Source organism: Streptomyces atratus (assembly GCF_040655115.1).
Classification (GTDB): Bacteria; Actinomycetota; Actinomycetes; order Streptomycetales; family Streptomycetaceae; genus Streptomyces; species Streptomyces atratus_D.
Window position 1 is genome coordinate 1 of record NZ_JBFAJH010000018.1, and the last position, 18632, is coordinate 18632.

Below are 18632 nucleotides of genomic sequence, written 5' to 3' on the forward strand. Positions count from 1 at the left end.
ACGACGGGTCATCACAAGCCCCCAGACGGCGAGGCGACGTTTCTCTGCTACCGGCCTACTGCAACCCTGACCCGCAGTCAACAAACCACCGCTAGTTGTTCTGTCCGGGGAGGTTGTGGACGGGTGATGCAGGTCTCGGCTGAGGGATCGCGAAATAGGTGAGGGCCTTCTGGCCCGGTGTGGATTGCGACATCTGCACCAGTGATCAGAAAGGCCCTCGTGCCCCCACCGTAATGCACCCCTGACCGAGACCGGCCGTCTGCGGCTCGCCCGCCGCATGGTCGAGGACGGCTGGCCCCTGCGCCGGGCGGTCGAACGCTTCCAGGTCTCGTCCACCACGGCCCAACGATGGGCCGACCGATACCGGGTCTTCGGCGAGGCACAGTTATCTGCACTAACTCCCCTCGGTGATTGACGTGATGGTCCACGCGATCGACGAGGAGGAACACCTTGGAACTGCGACATGAACTGATCGAGGGGCGGGTCGAGCTGCCCCGGGTGGGGGCCGTTGTACCCGCTCGGGGCGTCCACCCTCCGTACATCGTCGTGAACGCGTACGACGACGAGATCGAAGCGGCTACCGCCTACCTGCGGGACCTGGCGCTGAACGACTGCAGTCCGCTGACGGTACGCAGCTATGGGTACGGCCTGCTGAGGTGGTTTCGGCTGTTGTGGCTGTTGGGGGTGGCGTGGGAGAAGGCGACTGAGGCTGAGGTCGCGGTGCTGGCGGGTTGGTTGCGGACGGCCTCGAATCCGCAGCGCCGGCGGACGCGGCCGGGCGGTGACGCGCCGGGGTCGGTGAACCTGAGGACCGGCAAGCCGACGCTTCGTGCTGGGTATGCGTCCAGGACGATCAATCACGCGTTGTCGGTGGTCAGTGGCTTCTACGCATGCCCATCAGGGCAACGGGCCGGTGGTCAACCCTGTCCCTGTCTCGCCGCAGTGCCGGCGGCCTCTCGCGCACCGGAGCCCGTTGGAGCCGCGGGCGGTCGTGGGGCGGGCCCGGCTGCGGCAGAAGGTCTCCGACCGGCCGCCCCGCTCGATTCCCGACCGGCTGTGGGACGAGCTGTTCGACCGCATGGGATGCGAGCGCGACCGCGCCCTGCTGGAGTTCTACGTCTCCAGCGGCGCCCGCGCGGTCGAGCTCCTCGGGGTCGGAGTGACCGACATCGACTGGGCCGGCCAGCGAATCTACGTGATCTCAAGGGCACCCGGGAGCGGGAAGCGGGGCCGGCCTTGCCACAGGCGTTCGTCCGGCGTGCCCGCTACCTCGACGAAGCGGGCACGCCGTCGCAGGGCGAGCCGGTCTGGCGGACCCGGCGCGGGAGCGATCGCCCCTGTCCTACTGGGCGATGCGCCGGATCATGCAGCGGGCGAACGAGCTGCTGGGCACGAACTGGACCCTGCACGACCTTCGCCACACGTCGGCGTCCCGGATGGCCAACGGCGGGAAGCTCACCCCAGTCGAGGTCCAAGTGATCATGCGGCACGCCAACATCCAGACCACCAGCCGCTACCTAACCGCCCGGGCGGAGGAGATGTTCGACACGCTTGCCGAGCACTACAACACCCCTCGACCCGCAACGAGCTACCCCACCAGGTACTCCGCGGACGACATCAAGGCAGTGTTCGGTGCCTAGGTCACAGGCCAGCCCGACCACCGGTGTCAGCTGCCGACACGGACCCATAGTGGAGGGGCTCACCTTCCCGAGCCGATTCGTGGGCGGCCCAATGAAGCCACAGGCCGCGGTCGCGAAGACAGCACCGCGTCCGCACGGAGAACTGTCGGGTGCCACGATCAACCACATCTCCAAGCTGGCCTTCGACGTCTGGGAAGACGCCTCCACCGTCACGCGGCACCAGCGCGCCCAAGCCACCCGAGGGATCCTTCGATACCTGTCCACCCACCCGGGCCGGACCTGGCAGGAGTTGCTGGGACGCCAGCCCACTGGGCAAGGGGGTGATCAAGGCGAACAGCCTAGGAGCCTGCAGGACGACCGGCCTCGCGATCACCCCTGGGGTCCGCACGCCGTTCTGCCTCCGCGTTGTCCAGCCCTCGATGCTCGCCTTCCGGCAGAACCGGCTGAACAACTTCACCCCCCTGTTCATCTCCGCGCAAAAGGACCCGCTGCTGGTCACCTTCGAGGAGCACATCGCCGCGCAGGGGCTACGGCTCAAGCACCAGCGAGAGGCGGTGCTCGACACGTGCCTTCCGAAGGATCTTCGCTACCGAGCTGGTCAACAGCGGCCTGCCCATCCACATCGGCGCCGCCTTGCTGGGCCACCTCAGCATCCAGACCACCCGCGGCTACGTCGCCGTCTTCGACGAGCGCGTGATCCGCCACTACCAGGCCCACCTCCACCAGAGGCGCGCGGTTCGGTCGTTGGCCGGCTGAGCACGGGTGGTGACAGAGGATCTGCACCGGTTCGGGAGGCACTCGCCCCGGGGCTGAGTTCGATGGGCGCGAGAACGGACGGCAATCCGCTCGCGCGTCGTTTGCCCGGCCGCGTACGGTCTGCGCATGACGAGGACCACGCCGGCCAGACCGGTGTCCGTGGAGGCCGTATTCCCGGAGCTGGCCCCCTACCGAGCCCGGACGACCCGGTTGCACCCCAGACCGGGGCGGCCCGGTATGCACGACAGTCACGTCGGCGGGCCGATGCTGTGGCCGGACAGCGAACCATGGCCGCTCTGCCACGAGCCGCACCAGCGCGAGAGCGAGGGGCACGCACCGGAGGACATCCGCAGCGCCCGGGCCGCAGGGGTCTGGCCGCCGAGCCGGCCATGGCCGCCCGCAGGAACTCCCGGACTGGACGGTCCGGTGCCCTTCGTGGGGCTGGCCCAGTTCTTCCGCCGTGACATCCCGGGCCTTGCCTGCGGGCCCGACGGCGCGGACCTGGTGCAGCTCTTCCGCTGCCCCTTCACCCACGGCCCGTACCTGGAGCGCCGCTACCGCCTGCGGTGGCGACAGGCCAGGCAGACCGAGCACGCGGAACGCTTCCTCACCGATCCGCCCCACGTGCCCATGCTTCGATGGGAGCACGAACTCCCCGAGCCATGTGTCCTGCACCCGGAAGAGGTGGACACCTATCCCTGGGCGGAGGACGACACGCTGCCCGCCTCGCTGATCGCGCGCATCGACGCGTGGGACGACGCCCAGGTAGCGGAACACGGCCCCGACGCCCCCAGCTACCAGTGCGACTTGTCGATCCCTCCCGGCTGGCGCGTCGGCGGCTTCCCCAGCTGGGCGTCGACGGGCCCGATGGCCATCGACTGCGCGTCCTGCGCGACCCCCATGCAGCTGCTGCTGACGGCCGAGGGCTACGAGATGGACGCCGGCTCGCACAGTTGGGTGCCGTTGGAGGACTGTGACCCGCCCCTGAGGGGGAAGGCATCGATCCGGGGTGGCCAATCCGTTGCCCAACCCACCCGGCTTCGCTTCGGCCGGGACCGGGACCTGCACGTTTTCACCTGCCCAGCCGACCCCGGACACCCGCCCCGATGGGTGCTCGCCTAGGGCGTTCCCGGAACTTCGGGACCGGGAGGTCAACCAACGCCCGGGCCGTGCGCCTCCTGATCTGCGCGAGTTTGTCCTCGGCGCCAGCCAGGCTGACCCGGAGTCCTTCGACCTCGCCGAGCCAGCCTTCGCGCTCGGCCTCGGCGATGCGGGCGACGAGGTTGTCGCGGATCTCCTCCAACCGGCTGCCCTGGGCCGGGTCCGGCCGGAGGAGCGAGCAACGAACGCAAGCGTGTTCATGAACACAAGGGCTTGAAAAGGCAGGAGCGCAGGTGCCGATGGAGACCTTGCGCTTCTCGAAGTGCGTGAGGAAGGCGTCCCATTCCTCCTCGGTGGGGGTCCGATACTCATCGCTGGGTCGGGTGGCCCTGCGGCGGGCGACGAAGGCGCGATGGGCCTCGATGGTCTCGGCTGGGTAGATCGCCTTATAGCCCATCGTCGTGTCAAGACTCTTATGCGCGCAGATCACTTGAGCGATGTGCGGTGGCAGGCCGTTCATGATGGCGTCGGTCACGAAGATTCCACGGCACCTCGACCGCATGCAAGAACCGCCACCACCGCAGCAGGTCCATGCCATAGGAGCGGACGGTCGTCGCCGCCTTCCCAGCTGCGAGCAGCTCCTGGAAGTACACCGCGACCGGCGCCACGGTCGCACCGTCGGCGTCGACGAGCCGGTAGGGCTCGTACCGGTCGCCGGTGTCCACGAGCCGACCCCACCGAGGAACGGCCAACCTCGACAGATCCCGCTCGGGCACACGATCGTTCATCACGACCGCAAACCGTACTGGGCGACAACCTCACCTGTGCCCTGAACTGCACAATCAACGTGGTTCGTTCAGTCAACGGGGCATCCGCTGTCCGGTGCTGCGCATCAAGCCGAAGAGGCTCGGCCCCGGCTCGAAGAACTCGAAACCGACCTCGTGGCCCGCCTGCGGCGAGCCGAAGAAGAGAACTGGCGCGGCGAGGTCGAAGGCATCAACCTCACGCTCACCTTCCTCCGTGCCAAGCGTGAAGAGACCCAACGCCGGACATGGCGCCCAGCCGTCGACCTGGGCATCCCCGCACCCCGAATCACGCACTCAACCCCGGAGGCACCTTGACGAGCCACATAGCCAACACACTGGTGAGGGCGAGGTACAAAGAAATCAGCAGGCACCTCACCAGATGAGAACGCCCCCATCCATCCCCTCCGCGCGCCTGGCAGCATCCTCGATGTTCGCCAAAACAACGGCTCCTGCTACAAGTCCCGGCCGGCGCAACACTCTCGCCGCGGCCGGGATCACCCACAAACGAACCCGGCCCTGCCGGCCGCAGACCAACGGCACGGTCGAACGCCTCAACTGCGCCCTGCTCGACGAATGGGTCTACGCGAAGCCCTACCAGTCAGAGACCGAACGCCGCGAAGCATTCCCGCTGGCAATGCCTCGCCAGCCTTCAGCTTGTTGATGGCGTGCTCGACGGTGTTGCGGCGCGGTAGAGATCGGTGCCGGGGGGTGACTGGCCGGCCGCCCCGGCTGCCCTTCTTCCTGCGGTTGGCGGAGGCTAATGTTTTACGCGGATCGGCACCGGCATGTGCTGCAGCAGTGCGGCGACTGCCGGTGGTGCCTCGCCGGGAGGTCTTACCACCATGACTTTCCAGTGCGGCGCGTGCCTGTGGAACCGGTACTGGGGGAGATCGGGGAAGCGGTCGGCGATCGACGCAGGCATGATGCAGACTCCCAGGTCATTGCGGACCAGTTCGGCTGCCGCGCCGATGTCGTTCACTTCGAAGGTTGTGCTGCGGTCGACGCCGGCGGCGCGGAAGGCTCGATCGACCGCGTAGCGGATGGCCCAGCCCGGTGTGAAGTCCACCAGGGGCGACCGGGCGGCCTCGGCGAGTTCGACTTCACCGTTCGGAGTCGTACCGAGAATCCGCCGGGACGACGCCAGCAGCACCATATCCTCGCGGGACAGCAGCCGCGTCGTCAGCCCACGCTGTTGCTGCCGGTCGAACGCCACCACGGCCAGGTCCACCGTGCCCTCGCGCAACGCCTGGCGGATGTCGGCCACCGCCGCTTGCCGCAACTGGACCACCACGCCTGGATGCTCCGCCCGCAGCGCGGCCAGGGCGTGGTGGAGCCCGGCCCAGACCCCCTGCATCATCCCGACGGTGATGCGTCCGCGCAGCTGCCCCTGCACCGCATCGACCGCTTCCCGGGCCAGTTCGGCGGCTCGGAGGGTCGCACGCGCGGCGGGGAGGAACGCTTCACCTGCGGGGGTCAGCGAAACACGGTGCGTGGTGCGGTCGAACAGGGTGGTGCCAAATTCGCGTTCGAGGGCCCGCACCGTGCTGGACACTGCGGACTGGACCACGTGCAGGCGCCTCGCCGCCGCCGTGAAACCGCCCGTCTCCGCCACAGAGACGACGACCTCCATCTGACGCAGATCCATCATCCGCTCCCGGTCAAGCAGCGCTCCGCCTGATGCAGAGTCCGCGATCTTCGATCCTCACTGCATCGTAGGCGGACGGGGGGTGCCCTGCGGGCTTCGGCCCGTGTCCTTCCGGACACGGGCCGAAGCTCCGTCAGGCACGTACCAGCGGTGTGTCGACCAGATGCTCGGCCAGGAACCACGCCTGCAGTTCGCCGGTCCTGATCACCTGGGAGACCAGCAGGTCGTTGGTGCCGTCGTCCCCCAGCTCGGCCGTACGGGCAGCGGCGTCGTGGGCCTCGACGAGGATGGTCTCGTGGGCCTCCAGCAGTCGTGACAGCATCGCCGGCACTTCCTCCACCCCGTCCGGAGGCCGCGGAATCGAGGTGATCTCGGCGACGTGCCGAGGATCCCCTACCGCGACGCCGCCCAGGGACTGGACGCGTTCGGCGATGGTGTCGACGAGTTCGAGCTGCTCTCCCGCGTGCTTGTCCAGGACCAGGTGCAGTTGGTAGAAGGTCGCGCCGCGCATCAGCCAGTGATGCTTCTTGTAGAGGCCGTAGAGGATCTGGGTGTCCGCCAGGACCCTGTTCAGGCGCTGGCAGGAGTACATCCGCGCCTCGTAGGACAGACCGATCGGGAACTGCTTGACGGTGCCGAATTCCTGAATCACCTCGCCCTTCTGGTGCAGCCAGGGCTGGCTGCTGCTCAAGGGCTTGGAACTGCTGGTCATGGACCGCCTCCTGCGATGCCGTGCTTGCGCTTACCCCGGGCGACGCTAGGTGCCCCGACGCAGGGCGCATTGACCGACAGCGCATGTGGTGATGCCTGTCGGCGCACTGTGCCCGTTGCATGTGCGAGGCGTTCGCTCTCCGACAAGCCCCCGTGCGCCGGCAGGCATGGGTGGTGGTCCTGCCGCTCTAGCCTCGGCGGGACAACCCACGCCCGGCGAGCCGGGGAGCGAGGAGAGGCATGAGTACGAACGAGCAGGTGGATGTGGTGGTCCTCGGGCTGGGGCCGGGCGGCGAGTACGTCGCGGGCACGCTGGCCGAGGCCGGGCTGGACGTGGTGGGGGCCGAGGCGGAACTCGTCGGAGGCGAGTGTCCGTACTGGGCGTGCGTGCCCAGCAAGATGATGATCCGGGCCGGGAATCTGCTCGCCGAGGCGGGCCGGATCCCCGCCCTCGCCGGTGAGGCGGTCGTGACTCCGGACTGGGGCCGGGTCGCCGGACGCATTCGCGGCGAGGCGACCGACGACTGGAACGACCGGGTGGCCGTCGACCGGCTGGCGGCCAAGGGCGGCCGACTCGTCCGCGGGACAGGCCGACTCGCGGGGCCACGCCGGGTGGTGGTCGGCGACCGCACCTTCGAAGCCCGGCGCGGTGTTGTGCTGGCCACCGGCACGCGGCCTCGGATCCCTCCAGTGCCGGGCCTCTACGGAACGCCGTACTGGACCAATCGGGATGCCATGGCGGCCAAGGAGCTGCCGGAGTCGATGGTCGTGCTCGGCGGGGGCGCCATCGGAGTCGAACTCGCCCAGGTTTTCGCCCGTTTCACGTGTGTGGTCACGGTGATCGAGGGCCAGGAGCGGCTGCTGTCACAGGAGGAGCCGGAGGCGGGGGAGTTGGCGGCGGAGGCTCTGCGGGCGGACGGTGTCACCGTACTGACGGGTGCCCGGGCGCGGCAGATCAGCCATGACGGCACCGCGTTCACCGTACGGTTGGAAGCGGGCGGGCAACCGCTGCGCGCCGAGAGGCTACTGGTCGCCGCCGGGCGTCACGCCGATCTGGCCCCACTGGCGGTCGACTCGGTGGGGCTCGATCCGGCAGCAGGAGTCGTACGCACGGACGGACAGATGCGGGCAGGGGACGGGCTGTGGGCGGTTGGCGACATCACCGGCCGGGGCGCCTTCACCCACGTCTCGATGTACCAGGCGGAGATCGCCGTTCGGGACATACTCGGTCAGCCCGGTCCCGACGCCGACTACCGGGCGCTGCCTCGCGTCACCTTCACTGATCCGGAGATCGGCGCGGTGGGAATGACGGAGCGTCAGGCACGGGAGCAGGGGCTGCGGGTGCGCACCAGCGTGCTGCCCATTTCCTCCTCCACACGTGGGTGGATCCACGGGCCGGGCAACGAGGGGCTCATCAAGCTTGTCGAGGACGCGGACCGGGGTGTGCTGATCGGCGCGACGTCGGCGGGGCCGGCGGGAGGCGAGGTGCTCTACGGACTGAACGTGGCTGTCCACGCCGAGATACCCATCGACCGGCTCCAGCACATGATTTACACGTATCCCACCTTCCACCGGACGGTCGAGGCCGCGCTCGGAGCCCTCCGCTGAGCCGCCCCCCGATCGATCGCCCACGCGGCCCCGGTGCCCAGGCGATGGCGCACCATGGCTGGGCGCCGGGGCCGGCGAGCCGCACAGGTCCGCCACCTCGCTGGAACTCCTCTTCGACCTGTGCTTCGTCATCGCGGTGGCGCAGGCGTCCGGGAGTCTGCACGAGGCGCTGACCGAGGGGGAGTACGCCACCGGTGTCCTGCGCTTCGCGCTGGTCTTCTTCACCATCTGGTGGGCGTGGATGAACTTCACCTGGTTCGCTTCCGCCTACGATCCGGACGACGTCCCGTACCGGTTGACGGTGCTGGTCCAGATCACGAGGTCGCTCGTGCTCGCCGCCGGAGTCCCCCGCGCGTTCGAGGAGGGTGATCTGCGGGTCATCATCGTCGGAGACGTCGTGCTGCGCCACGGCGCTGGCCGCCCTGCGGCTGCGGGCCGCATGGTCCGACCCCGCTCGGCGGGCGACCATCCTGCGCTTCGCCGTTGGGGTGACGATATGTCAGATATGGTGGGTCGGGCTGCTCGGCCTCCCGGCATCGGCGCGGCTGCCGGGCATTGTGGTGATGATCACCGCCGAGGTCTCCGTCCCGGTGTGGGGCGCAGTCCGCCGGGATGACCCCATGGCATCCGCGCCACATTGCCGAGCGCTACGAACTCTTCACCCTCATCGTCCTCGGAGAGTCGGTCGCGGCGGCCACCGTCGCCGTCCGGGGCGCCTTCGACCGGCACCACGGCACCGGCTCGTGTACGCGGTGGCGGCCGGTGTCCTGTTCATGGCCTACGCCATGTGGTGGCTGCACTTCGCCAGATCCGCGCACACCCTGCTTGCCACGGCGTACCGGGCCCACCGCAGGAGATTCACCTGGGCCTACGGCCACTACCTGATCTTCGCTTCGGCGACCGCTGAGGGAGCCGGCCTGGCCGTGTAAGCCGATCACGTCACGCGTCGCACGGACGCCTCGCCGTTGGCCGCGGGCGTGGCGGTCACCGTCCCCGCGGCCGTCTTCCTGATCACCGTCCGGGCCGTACACCTCCGGCCCCATCGAAGAACCGTGGCCGAGTGGATTCCGTATCCCGTCGCCGCGGTCGGCGTCCTGCCGGCCGCTTTCTTCCCGGCACCTGCCCTCGCCGCCGGTGTGCTGCCGGCGGTCCTGGTCGTGGTGGACATGGTGAAGCGCCGGTGAAGAAGCCCGCGGCGAGATCTCACCCCGCGCCGGGACCGAAGGGCCGCGCGGCGGCACTCACCGTGTGGTGAGTGCCGCCGCGCGGCCGTCCTGTCGCCCGTCGCCTCGTCAGCTCGTCGCGCGTACCGCATCGCGGATCAGTTCGGCGACCTCCTTGGGCCGGGACACGGCCACGGCGTGCGAGGCGCCCTCGATCTCGACGATCGTCGCCCCGGCCCGCTTGGCTCCGAAGCGCTCGACCTCGGGGTTGATCGCCTGGTCGGCGCCGGCCACGAGCGCCCAGGAAGGCTTGGTCTTCCACGCGGCGGCCGAGGCCGTCTCCGTGAATGCAGAGGCGGCCAGCGGACGCTGCCCCGCCGCAAGGACCTTGGTGGCGGCGGCCGGGACGTCGGCGGCGAAAATGTCCGGGAACGCCTCGGCCTTGATGGTGACTTCGACGGCAGGCTCCGACCCCTCCGCAGGGTACGTCGCCTCCTTCAGGTTGCTGACGAGCGGCGAGAGGGGGAAGCGGCCCTGCAACTCGCCCAGGCTCTCGCCCTCTTCGGTGACGTAGGCCGCTACGTAGACCAGCCCGACGACGTTCTCCGCGGCGCCTGCCACGGAGATGACCGCACCGCCGTAGGAGTGGCCGACGAGCACCACCGGACCGTCGATCTGAGCAGCCACGGACGCGATGTATGCGGCGTCGGACGCCAGGCCGCGCAGCGGGTTCGGTGGCGCGACCACGGGGATGCCGTGGTTCTGCAGTTCCGCGATGACCCCGGTCCAACTGGCGGCGTCCGCGAAGGCTCCGTGCACGAGAACAGCTGTGGGGGTGGGGTTCGTGGTCATGTTCGGGTTGTTCTCCCTGTTGTCGGGGGCTTTCGAAGGTCGGCGTGGAGCGCGGTGTCAGCCGGTGTGGAGCGCGGTGCGCAGGGTCTCGGCGGCCAGCGTGATGGCGGCTTGGGCGGCGTGGGTCTCGCGGAGGGCGTTGAGCATGACGAAGTCGTGGATGATGCCCTGGAAGCGCACGGCGGTGACGGGGACGCCGGCTTCGCGCAGCTTGTTGGCGTAGGCCTCGCCCTCGTCGCGCAGCACATCGGCCTCACCGGTGATGACCAGGGCCGGCGGCAGCCCGGTGAGCTGGTCGGTGGTGGCCCGTAGCGGGGAGGCGGTGATCTGGGCGCGGTCTGCCTCGTCGGTCGTGTACTGGTCCCAGAACCACTGCATGCCGTCGCGGCGCAGGAAGTAGCCGGTGGCGAACTGGTGGTAGGAACCGGTGTCGAAGTTCGCGTCGGTGACCGGGTAGAACAGCACCTGCTGCACGAGCGGGACGTCGCCGCGTTCCTTGGCCATCAGGGTCAGTGCGGCGCTCATGTTGCCGCCGACGGAGTCGCCGACGACGGCCAGCCGCGAGCCGTCCAGGTTCTTGGAAGCGCCCTGCTGGACGACCCACTTCGCGACCGCGTAGTTCTGCTCGATGGCGACCGGGTAGCGGGCCTCGGGAGAGAGGTCGTACTCGGGGAAGACCACGGCGGCGTTCGCGCCGACGGCGAGTTCGCGTACCAGGCGGTCGTGGGTGTGGGCGTTGCCGAACACCCAGCCCGCGCCGTGGATGTAGAGGATCACCGGCAGGGACCCTTCCACGCCGGCGGGGCGCACGATGCGTGCGCGGACACTGCCCGTCGGACCGCCCGAGACGGTGATCCATTTCTCGTCGATCTGCGGCTTGCCGATCTCGCCGGACTGCACCTCGTCGACCGCCTTACGGCCCTCGGCGGGCAGCAGGTCGAACAGATAGGGCGGATTGGCGGTCGCTTCGGCGAAAGCAGCTGCCGCCGGCTCCAGCACCGGCTGGACCGGCTCTACAACGTCGGACATGTGAGTCTCCTGGGTTTCATGTGATGTGGTGGTCCCTCCGGCGGGGCAACTCCGGGCCAGACATGGAGATCTGCGGGGCCGTCGATCACCACGCTAAGTCCCTGAAGGCGGCGGAGATTGACCGCCAGTGCACCGGAGTTGACCCCACAGCGCATGGAAACGGGACGCAGTGCACTGTCGGAACGAATGCTGTGCACTGCCGGGACACATGGAAGCTTCGGCTCGAAATAGCCTGGTGGCGAAGCAGTTGCGGGCTGCCGGAGTTGGGGCTGTGCATCGCACGGAAGGCCCACCCGGAATTCATTTCGGTTGAGCGTAGACGCACTGATTGCGTGTTCCCCCGATTCTCTCCGCCCGCTGCTGTCACCGCAGTTGGAAGTCGATGCAGATGGAAATCGACGCTGTTCATGCCGCAGGAGGTTGTCGAAAGGTGTCCACGATGCCGGTCGGTGGGCTGGTTCCCAGCGCCACCGACAACCCCGCGGACCTCATCGTCCGCAACGCGAAGATCCACACAGGAGACCCGGGTCGCCCGCAGGCCGAGGCGATCGCCATACGGGACGGCGTCATCACGGTCGTCGGCGACGACATGGACGTGGCCCTCCACGTCGGCCCGGCCACGAAGGTGGTCGACGCCCTCGGCCGCCGGATGATCCCGGGCCTCAACGACTCCCACCTGCACGTCATCCGGGGCGGGCTCAACTACGTGCTGGAGCTGCGCTGGGACGGCGTACGCACGCTGCGCCAGGGCCTGGCGATGCTGCGTGAACAGGCGGCCCGCACGCCGAAGGGTCAGTGGGTCCGGGTGGTGGGGGGATGGTCGGCCGAGCAGTTCGCCGAACGGCGGCTGCCGACCGTCGCCGAGCTGAACGCCGCCGCGCCGGACACACCGGTGTTCGTTCTGCACCTGTACCAGTCGGCGGTGCTCAACCGGGCGGCGCTCAAGGCAGCCGGATACACCAGGGACACCCCCGACCCGAAAGGCGGTCAGATCGTACGGGGCCGGGACGGGGAGCCCACGGGCATGCTGCTGGCCGCCCCGAGCGCTCTGATCCTCTACTCGACTCTGGCCAAGGCCCCGGTACTTCAGGGCGAGGACAAGAAGACCTCCACCCGTCATTTCCTGCGCGAACTGAACCGGTTCGGGCTCACATCGGCGATCGATGCAGCGGGGGGATTCCAGAATTTCCCCGACAACTACAGCACGGTCGTCGAGCTGGCCGAGGCCGGTCAACTGTCGCTGCGCATCGCCTATCACCTTTTCCCGCAGACCGCCGGTCAGGAAATCGACGACCTCGCCCGATGGATCGAAATGGCCCGCCCCGACGACGGAGACGAATGGCTCCGCCTCAACGGTGCGGGAGAGAATCTCACCTGGGCGGCAGCAGATTTTGAGAACTTTGCCCAGCCGCGCCCGGAACTTGCTCCCGGCTCTGAGACAGAATTCGAGAAGGCCGTACGTCTGCTCATGGAGAACGGCTGGGGATTCCGGCTGCACGCCACCTACGACGACACCATCCGACGCGATCTCGCGGTATTCGAAAAGCTGGCCGTGGAAGGACTCTTCCCGGCCGGAAACCGGTGGCTGTTCGACCATGCGGAGACCGTCTCCGCGGACAGCCTCGACCGCATCGCCGCCCTCGGCGGCGCCATGTCCGTGCAGAACCGCCTGTCCTTCCAGGGCGAGGCGTTCGTACGCCGCTACGGCCCCGGAGCAGCGGCGGACGCCCCTCCGATCCGTGCCATGCTGGAGCGCGGCCTGACCGTCGGCGCCGGCACCGACGCCACCCGGGTCTCGAGCTACAACCCGTGGATCGCCCTGCACTGGCTGATCACCGGCCGTACCATCGGCGACCTGGTCATGCGCCCGCCGCACAACCGCGTCGACCGGCAGACGGCGCTGTCGATGTTCACCGAAGCGGGGGCCCGGCTGACCGGCGAGCAGGACGTCAAGGGCGTCCTGCGCTCGGGCTTCCTCGGCGACCTCGCGGTCCTGTCCGAGGACTACTTTGCCGTGCCCGAGTCGGAGATCGCACACATCGAGTCCCTGCTGACGGTCGTCGGCGGCCGCATCGTCTACGCCGCCGCCGAGTACGAGGGCCTCGACGAGGAACTGCCGCCGGTCAGCCCCGAGTGGAGCCCGGTCGCGCACTTCGGCGGCTACCAGTCCACGCCCGGTACCGGCTCGTCGGGCGCCCGCCAGGCCGAGTTGCTCGGCCAGGCCGTCGCGGAGTCGGAGCAGCACCGGCAGTGGCGCGCCCGACGAGGTCTGGCCCCGGATACCGAGAGCACGGTCTTCGACCCCTGCTTCTCGCTCTGATCTCCCGGGAGAGGCCCGGTCACGACCCCCCTCCCGGGACACCCCCCACATCTCGCCGTCGAACGGACGGCTTCACTCAGCAGCGGACGCGCGTCCGCGATCACACCACTCATGGAAAGGCCCTCTCGTGGTCAATATCTCCGAAGTCACCGCCGCCCCCGGTCCCGACCTGCTGACCCCCGACAACTGCGCCGTGCTGTTCGTGGACCACCAGCCGCAGATGTTCTTCGGCACCGGCAGCGGCGACCGCACCGCCATCATCAACTCGACCTTGGGCCTGGCCAAGGCGGCCAAGGTGTTCGACGTTCCGGTGGTCCTGAGCACCGTGGCCGCCGAGTCCTTCTCGGGTCCGATCATGCCGCAGCTGGCCGCTGTCTTCCCCGACCAGGAGATCATCGACCGCACCACGATGAACGCCTGGGAGGACATCAACTTCGTCGAGGCCGTCAAGGCGACGGGGCGCAAGAAGCTCGTCATCGCCGGGCTGTGGACCGAGGTCTGCGTCGTACTGCCCACACTGTCCGCCATCTCCCAGGGCTACGAGGTCTATGTCGTCACGGACGCGTCCGGCGGCGTCAGCCCGCAGGCGCACGAGCACGCCGTCCAGCGCATGGTCCAGGGCGGCGCGATCCCGGTGACCTGGGTGCAGGTGCTCCTTGAGCTCCAGCGCGACTGGGCGCGGACGGAGACGTACGTCCCCGTCACGGAGGTGGTGAAGGAGCACGGCGGGGCCTATGGCCTGGGCCTGGTCTACGCGCAGTCGGTCATCGGCGCCCACGCGGCCGGCTGACCCCTTCACCTGAGCATCGACGGAACGTCAGGAACAGGCAGGAACGAATGGACACCGGACTGTTGGTCCTCCGACTCGTGGCGGGGCTCCTCATCGCCGGACACGGAGTGCAGAAAGTCAGTTTCCGCCTCGGCGGCAACGGCTTGGCGGGCGGAGCCGAGGAGTTCCGTCACGACGGCTTCCGCGGCGGCAGGCTCACCGCGCTTGCCGCGGGCGGCAGCCAGATCGGCGCCGGTCTGTTCCTGGCGGCCGGTCTGCTCACTCCCGCGGCGGCGATGGCCGGCATGGGAGTGATGACGGTCGCCGGCACCGTCAAATGGCACAACGGGCTCTGGGTCCAGAACGACGGCTACGAGTACCCGATGGTCCTCGTCGTGGCCTCCGCGGTCCTGGCCCTCACCGGACCCGGCCGCTGGTCGGCCGACCACGCCCTCGGGCTGGCCCCCTGGCCCCTGTGGGTCCCGGTCGTGGCCATCGTCGTCGGCCCGGTGAGCGGACTGCTCACCCGTGTGCTGTTGCATCGTCCCTCAGGCAAGGAAGGAAACACTCAGTATGCGCAAGCTGCTGACTGACGCGGCCCGCACGCTGGCTCCGCCCAAGGGGGACAGGCACGGCCCGTTGCCGCCGCTCATGCTGATGCTGACGGTGGCGACCGGCCTGGTCGACGCCGTCAGCTATCTGGGGCTCGGGCACGTCTTCGTCGCCAACATGACCGGCAACGTGGTCTTCCTCGGGTTCGCCCTGGCAGGTGCCGACGGCCTGTCCGTGCTCGCCTCCGTCGTGTCGATGGCCGCGTTCCTCGTCGGCGCGCTGGCGGGAGGCCGGTTCGGCACCCGGTTCGCTGAGCACCGCGGGCGGCTGTTGACCTTCGCCACGGCGCTTCAGGCGTTGCTCGTCGCCGGGTCGGTCATCACGGCCGTGGTCTCGCACGGCAGTGTGACCACCGAGGTCCGTTATGCCCTGATCGTGCTCCTCGGCCTCGCCATGGGGCTGCAGAACGCGGTCGCCAGACGCCTCGGGGTCCCGGACCTGACCACGACCGTGTTGACCCTGACCCTGACGGGACTGGCCGCGGACTCCGCCCCGGCGGGCGGGGCCGCACCCCGGCCCGGTCGGCGGATCCTGTCCGTACTGGCCATATTCCTCGGAGCCCTTGCCGGCGCCGTGCTTCTGGCACACACCGGACTCGTCCTGGTCCTGGTCCTGACGTTGGTGCTGCTCGTGGTGACGTCCGCGGCAGCCCACCGTCTCTCGGCCTCCGACGCCCCCTGGGTCAAGCCGCTGGCGTGAACTCGGCGCCGGCCCCGCGGGAGGGGCCGGCGCCCTCGTCAGTGAGCCGCGGGACCACGGACGTTGCATTCCCAGTCGACGGGCACCCGCGACCGTCGCCACCCTCGGCCGCACCCGCACGGCATCCGGGGCACCCCCGGAAGCAAGGTGTCCGTGCCCCATACCGGTAGGGATCGACGTGAACACCGCACTGTCGACGAAAGACTTCCCGGAGGCCGGTTCAGCCTGGGCCCCGCTCGCGGCGCGCGTCTTCCGGGCGCTGTGGATCGCACAACTGGTTTCCAACATCGGCAGCTGGATGCAGACCGTGGGCGCCCAGTGGCTGCTGATCGGCCACGACGCCGCTCTGGTGACGCTCGTGCAGACCGCGTCCAGTCTCCCCGTCGTGCTGCTGGCTCTGCCTTCTGGCGTGCTGGCCGACCGTTTCGACCGTCGCACGGTGCTGCTGACCGCTCAGTTCGCCATGCTCGCCGCCTCCACCACGTTGTCGGTGCTGGCGTTCGCGGACACGCTCACTCCGGCTCTGCTGCTCGGTCTCACCTTCCTGCTGGGCTGCGGCACCGCCCTGATGGGCCCGGCCTGGCAGGCCATCCAGCCGGAACTCGTGGAACGCAGCCAGTTGGGACAGGCGGCCGCGCTCGGCGCCGTGAACATGAACCTCGCTCGCGCCCTCGGCCCGGCACTCGGGGGAGCGGTGGTCGCGGCAGCGGGCGCGGGCTGGGTCTTCGCCTTCAACGCCGCCTCCTACCTCGGCACCGCGGCCGTTCTCGCATGGTGGAGACGGCCCGGGGCGGAACCGCCGACTGCGCAGGGCGAGAAGCTCCTGACAGCTCTGCAAGCCGGCCGCCGCTACGTGTGGAACGCGCCCGGCGTCCGCCGAGTCCTGCTACGCACGGTGCTGTTCATCCCCGGCGGCGGCGCGCTGTGGTCGCTGCTTCCACTGGTCGCGAGCCGCTCCCTCGACCTGGGCTCGGGCGGGTACGGGGTGCTGCTCGGTGCGGTCGGAGCCGGTGCCGTGGGCGGGGCCTTCGCACTGCCCGCGATCCGTCGCGCTCTGGGCGTCAACGGCACTCTGGCCGCTGGGGCCCTCGTCTTCGCCGGAGTCCTGGCGGTACTGGCCACGGTCCGGGTCCCATGGCTCGCCGCGGTCGTGCTGCTGCCCGCCGGTCTGGCCTGGATCGGCGTGCTGTCCACCCTCAACGCGGCCGTCCAGGCACGGTTGCCCGGCTGGGTCAGGGCCCGGGGACTCGCCGTCTATCTCCTGGTCTTCCAGGGCGGGCAGGCGCTGGCGGCACCGGTATGGGGTGCGCTGGCCGACGGACTGGGGCTCACCGTCGCCCTTTTGGCCGGCAGTGGTCTGCTGCTGCTCGGCGCGGTGAGTGTGCGCCGCTGGCCGCTGCACGGCACGGACGGCATCGACCCGTCCCCGTCCGACCACTGGCCCGTTCCGCCCCTGGTGTTCGAGCCCGGACCGGCCGACGGCCCCGTACTGGTCTCCGTCGTGTACCGGATCGCGGCCGCGAACAGGGCCGCCTTCATCGACTGCATGGACCATGTGGCCCGTTCACGCCGACGCACGGGGGCCCTCACCTGGGGCCTCTACCAGGACGGCAGCGATCCGGGCCGGTTCGTCGAGAACTACCTGGTCGCGTCCTGGTCGGAGCATCTCGCCCAGCACCACAGCCGGCTCACGGCCACCGACCGCCGTCACGAGGAGAGGGCCCGCCGACTGCTCGTCGAGGGCACCGCACCGGAGGTGACCCATGCCTTCGACGCCGCCGCGGGAGCCGTGGTGCCCGAGACGGGCGACGCGATGACGGCCCCGGGGCGTCGATGCCCACCGGGGCAACGGCCAGGAACGGGCATCTCCGAGTCAGCCGACGCCGAAGCCTGCCACTCGCTGGGCGACATGCCGTAGGCGGCCCGGAAGACCCGGCTGAAGTGTGACGCGCTGGCGAAACCCCAACGGTGCGCTACGGCGGCCACGGCGAGCCTGCGAGCCGGTGCCCGGCCGAGTTCGTATCGGCAGGCCTCGAGCCGGCGCAGTCGTATCAACTGACTCACTGTCGTGCCCTCGCTCTGGAAGAGCTTGTGCAGATAGCGGACGGAGATGTGGTGGGCGAGTGCGATCGACTCCGGCGACAGATCCGGATCGGTCAGATGCAGCTCGATGAAGGTCCGGATGCGTGAAAGCGTCTGCGCACCGACGCCGGAGGCGTCGGACTGCTCCCCCTCGACGAACCCCGTGACGAGTGCGGCGAGGAGATCCACGGCGTTGCGGGCGAGCCGGTCGCCGATGTGCGACTGGTGGAACGCCGTCTCGGAGGCGAGCGCGGACAGGAAGTTCGACACCAGTGCCCCCACACCCTCTCCGCAGCGCAGGGGCACCCCCATGACCCGGCGCAGGTCGGACTCGGCGACCTCCAGGCGGCGTCGCGGCACACGGAAGAACGTCATCCGGAACTGGTCGCCGAAGCGCGGGGAGTCGCGCAGTCCCGCATCGCAGAAGACGATGTCGCCCGGTTCCAGGAAGACCTCGCTTCCGTCGTGGCGGACCGCGACCGAACCGTGGCCATGCAGGGCGACGTACAGGACTTCTTCATCGTCGGCGTCCGACAGCCAGGGCAGGACGGGGGCGCCTTCCTCGCCGGAACGCAGGACGGAGGCCCGCAGAGAACCGAGACCGTCCGTGCCGGTCACTTTTCGACGATGCCCGTGCGGTGCGGTACTCCGGCGGCCGGTTTCCCCACCGGGCGCGGGTCTCCGCGGCGCCGTCCTTTGCGCTGCGTGTGACAGCGGCGCAGAACTCGTGGACAGCACCTCACCGCGTTGCCTCGCCGTGGAGCCGAGGCCGGGGCCGCCGTTCTCCGTGAAGGAACCAAAGATCGCTGACATGCCTGCCAGCGTGCCTTTGTGCAGCG

Annotated in this window: 19 protein-coding genes and 4 pseudogenes; 15 read left to right on the forward strand and 8 right to left on the reverse strand. The window is 69.4% G+C overall.

Features of this window, described 5'->3' with window-relative positions; translation table 11 throughout:
- Positions 1-226 precede the first annotated feature (226 nt).
- From AB0I23_RS41715 to AB0I23_RS20450, 4 genes and pseudogenes are all read left to right on the forward strand, one after another.
- Positions 227-391: pseudogene (locus AB0I23_RS41715) on the forward strand (helix-turn-helix domain-containing protein); the annotation flags it as partial.
- Between the two features lie 961 nt (positions 392-1352).
- The gene (locus AB0I23_RS20440; RefSeq protein WP_359111050.1) at positions 1353-1640 is read left to right on the forward strand and encodes a site-specific integrase; all 288 of its coding nucleotides are present in this window, start codon (positions 1353-1355) and stop codon (positions 1638-1640) included.
- A gap of 594 nt (positions 1641-2234) precedes the next feature.
- Positions 2235-2396, forward strand: coding sequence for a hypothetical protein (locus AB0I23_RS20445; protein ID WP_359111240.1), 162 nt, complete (start codon positions 2235-2237; stop codon positions 2394-2396).
- Between the two features lie 153 nt (positions 2397-2549).
- Positions 2550-3518 carry a hypothetical protein gene (locus AB0I23_RS20450; protein ID WP_359111242.1) on the forward strand — a complete coding sequence of 323 codons (969 nt, stop codon included), beginning with the start codon at positions 2550-2552 and terminating at the stop codon, positions 3516-3518.
- Here the strand turns inward: AB0I23_RS20450 and AB0I23_RS20455 are convergent.
- The 3 genes from AB0I23_RS20455 to AB0I23_RS20465 all read right to left on the reverse strand — a co-directional run bounded on the left by AB0I23_RS20455 (position 3469) and on the right by AB0I23_RS20465 (position 4597).
- Positions 3469-4032, reverse strand: coding sequence for an integrase (locus AB0I23_RS20455; RefSeq protein WP_359111052.1), 564 nt, complete (start codon positions 4030-4032; stop codon positions 3469-3471). The two genes, AB0I23_RS20450 and AB0I23_RS20455, sit on opposite strands and share 50 nt — an antisense overlap.
- Complete coding sequence (locus tag AB0I23_RS20460; protein ID WP_359111054.1) at positions 3971-4288, reverse strand: hypothetical protein; 318 nt, start codon at positions 4286-4288, stop codon at positions 3971-3973. Before AB0I23_RS20460 ends, AB0I23_RS20455 begins: the two co-directional genes overlap by 62 nt.
- Positions 4289-4357: 69 nt before the next feature.
- The gene (locus AB0I23_RS20465) at positions 4358-4597 is read right to left on the reverse strand and encodes a hypothetical protein (RefSeq protein WP_359111055.1); all 240 of its coding nucleotides are present in this window, start codon (positions 4595-4597) and stop codon (positions 4358-4360) included.
- A 141-nt stretch (positions 4598-4738) separates the two neighbouring features.
- Between AB0I23_RS20465 and AB0I23_RS20470 the strand changes: the two are divergent.
- A pseudogene (locus tag AB0I23_RS20470) lies at positions 4739-4925 on the forward strand (integrase core domain-containing protein); the annotation flags it as partial.
- Positions 4926-5060: 135 nt separating this feature from the next.
- On the opposite strand, the gene AB0I23_RS20475 reads toward AB0I23_RS20470, so the two are convergent.
- Positions 5061-5951, reverse strand: coding sequence for a LysR family transcriptional regulator (locus tag AB0I23_RS20475; RefSeq protein ID WP_359111058.1), 891 nt, complete (start codon positions 5949-5951; stop codon positions 5061-5063).
- A 130-nt stretch (positions 5952-6081) separates the two neighbouring features.
- Positions 6082-6660: a Dps family protein gene (locus tag AB0I23_RS20480; protein WP_359111059.1), complete on the reverse strand. Its 579-nt coding sequence runs from the start codon at positions 6658-6660 to the stop codon at positions 6082-6084.
- Between the two features lie 239 nt (positions 6661-6899).
- Between AB0I23_RS20480 and AB0I23_RS20485 the strand changes: the two genes are divergently transcribed.
- From AB0I23_RS20485 to AB0I23_RS20505, 5 genes and pseudogenes are all read left to right on the forward strand, one after another.
- Positions 6900-8267: a dihydrolipoyl dehydrogenase family protein gene (locus AB0I23_RS20485; protein ID WP_359111061.1), complete on the forward strand. Its 1368-nt coding sequence runs from the start codon at positions 6900-6902 to the stop codon at positions 8265-8267.
- Between the two features lie 136 nt (positions 8268-8403).
- Positions 8404-8883, forward strand: coding sequence for a low temperature requirement protein A (locus AB0I23_RS20490; RefSeq protein WP_359111062.1), 480 nt, complete (start codon positions 8404-8406; stop codon positions 8881-8883).
- Positions 8880-8948 (forward strand): annotated as a pseudogene (locus tag AB0I23_RS20495) (low temperature requirement protein A); the annotation flags it as partial. The gene AB0I23_RS20490 and the pseudogene AB0I23_RS20495, both read left to right, overlap by 4 nt.
- A 62-nt stretch (positions 8949-9010) precedes the next feature.
- Complete coding sequence (locus AB0I23_RS20500; RefSeq protein ID WP_359111064.1) at positions 9011-9196, forward strand: low temperature requirement protein A; 186 nt, start codon at positions 9011-9013, stop codon at positions 9194-9196.
- Positions 9197-9232: 36 nt separating this feature from the next.
- Positions 9233-9451 (forward strand): hypothetical protein, encoded by a 219-nt coding sequence (locus AB0I23_RS20505; RefSeq protein ID WP_359111066.1) that lies wholly within the window; start codon positions 9233-9235, stop codon positions 9449-9451.
- A 108-nt stretch (positions 9452-9559) separates the two neighbouring features.
- Here the strand turns inward: AB0I23_RS20505 and AB0I23_RS20510 are convergent, their stop codons facing one another.
- Positions 9560-10282, reverse strand: coding sequence for an alpha/beta fold hydrolase (locus AB0I23_RS20510; RefSeq protein ID WP_359111068.1), 723 nt, complete (start codon positions 10280-10282; stop codon positions 9560-9562).
- A gap of 57 nt (positions 10283-10339) precedes the next feature.
- A complete protein-coding gene (locus AB0I23_RS20515; protein WP_359111070.1) occupies positions 10340-11311 on the reverse strand; it encodes an alpha/beta hydrolase in 972 nt (323 codons plus the stop codon).
- A gap of 439 nt (positions 11312-11750) precedes the next feature.
- Between AB0I23_RS20515 and AB0I23_RS20520 the strand changes: the two genes are divergently transcribed.
- The 5 genes from AB0I23_RS20520 (at position 11751) to AB0I23_RS20540 (ending at position 17629) form a co-directional block, all read left to right on the forward strand.
- Positions 11751-13631, forward strand: coding sequence for an amidohydrolase (locus tag AB0I23_RS20520; RefSeq protein WP_359111244.1), 1881 nt, complete (start codon positions 11751-11753; stop codon positions 13629-13631).
- A gap of 127 nt (positions 13632-13758) precedes the next feature.
- On the forward strand, positions 13759-14421 hold the full coding sequence (locus tag AB0I23_RS20525; protein WP_359111072.1) for a hydrolase: 663 nt from the start codon (positions 13759-13761) through the stop codon (positions 14419-14421).
- A 47-nt stretch (positions 14422-14468) separates the two neighbouring features.
- Complete coding sequence (locus tag AB0I23_RS20530) at positions 14469-14993, forward strand: DoxX family protein (protein WP_359111074.1); 525 nt, start codon at positions 14469-14471, stop codon at positions 14991-14993.
- Positions 14974-15711 carry a YoaK family protein gene (locus AB0I23_RS20535; RefSeq protein ID WP_359111075.1) on the forward strand — a complete coding sequence of 246 codons (738 nt, stop codon included), beginning with the start codon at positions 14974-14976 and terminating at the stop codon, positions 15709-15711. Before AB0I23_RS20530 ends, AB0I23_RS20535 begins: the two co-directional genes overlap by 20 nt.
- Positions 15712-15889: 178 nt before the next feature.
- Positions 15890-17629 (forward strand): MFS transporter, encoded by a 1740-nt coding sequence (locus AB0I23_RS20540; protein ID WP_359111078.1) that lies wholly within the window; start codon positions 15890-15892, stop codon positions 17627-17629.
- A gap of 20 nt (positions 17630-17649) precedes the next feature.
- Here AB0I23_RS20540 and AB0I23_RS20545 read toward each other — a convergent pair.
- A pseudogene (locus tag AB0I23_RS20545) lies at positions 17650-18606 on the reverse strand (helix-turn-helix domain-containing protein); the annotation flags it as partial.
- Positions 18607-18632 lie beyond the last annotated feature (26 nt).

Excerpts from the sequence above, each read along its gene's own strand:
- AB0I23_RS20440 (WP_359111050.1), top strand. The coding sequence starts at position 1,353 with ATGCGCCGGATCATGCAGCGGGCGAACGAGCTGCTGGGCACGAACTGG.
- AB0I23_RS20475 (WP_359111058.1), bottom strand. The coding sequence starts at position 5,951 with ATGATGGATCTGCGTCAGATGGAGGTCGTCGTCTCTGTGGCGGAGACG.
- AB0I23_RS20480 (WP_359111059.1), bottom strand. The coding sequence starts at position 6,660 with ATGACCAGCAGTTCCAAGCCCTTGAGCAGCAGCCAGCCCTGGCTGCAC.
- AB0I23_RS20485 (WP_359111061.1), top strand. The coding sequence starts at position 6,900 with ATGAGTACGAACGAGCAGGTGGATGTGGTGGTCCTCGGGCTGGGGCCG.
- AB0I23_RS20510 (WP_359111068.1), bottom strand. The coding sequence starts at position 10,282 with ATGACCACGAACCCCACCCCCACAGCTGTTCTCGTGCACGGAGCCTTC.
- AB0I23_RS20515 (WP_359111070.1), bottom strand. The coding sequence starts at position 11,311 with ATGTCCGACGTTGTAGAGCCGGTCCAGCCGGTGCTGGAGCCGGCGGCA.
- AB0I23_RS20520 (WP_359111244.1), top strand. The coding sequence starts at position 11,751 with ATGCCGGTCGGTGGGCTGGTTCCCAGCGCCACCGACAACCCCGCGGAC.
- AB0I23_RS20530 (WP_359111074.1), top strand. The coding sequence starts at position 14,469 with ATGGACACCGGACTGTTGGTCCTCCGACTCGTGGCGGGGCTCCTCATC.
- AB0I23_RS20535 (WP_359111075.1), top strand. The coding sequence starts at position 14,974 with ATGCGCAAGCTGCTGACTGACGCGGCCCGCACGCTGGCTCCGCCCAAG.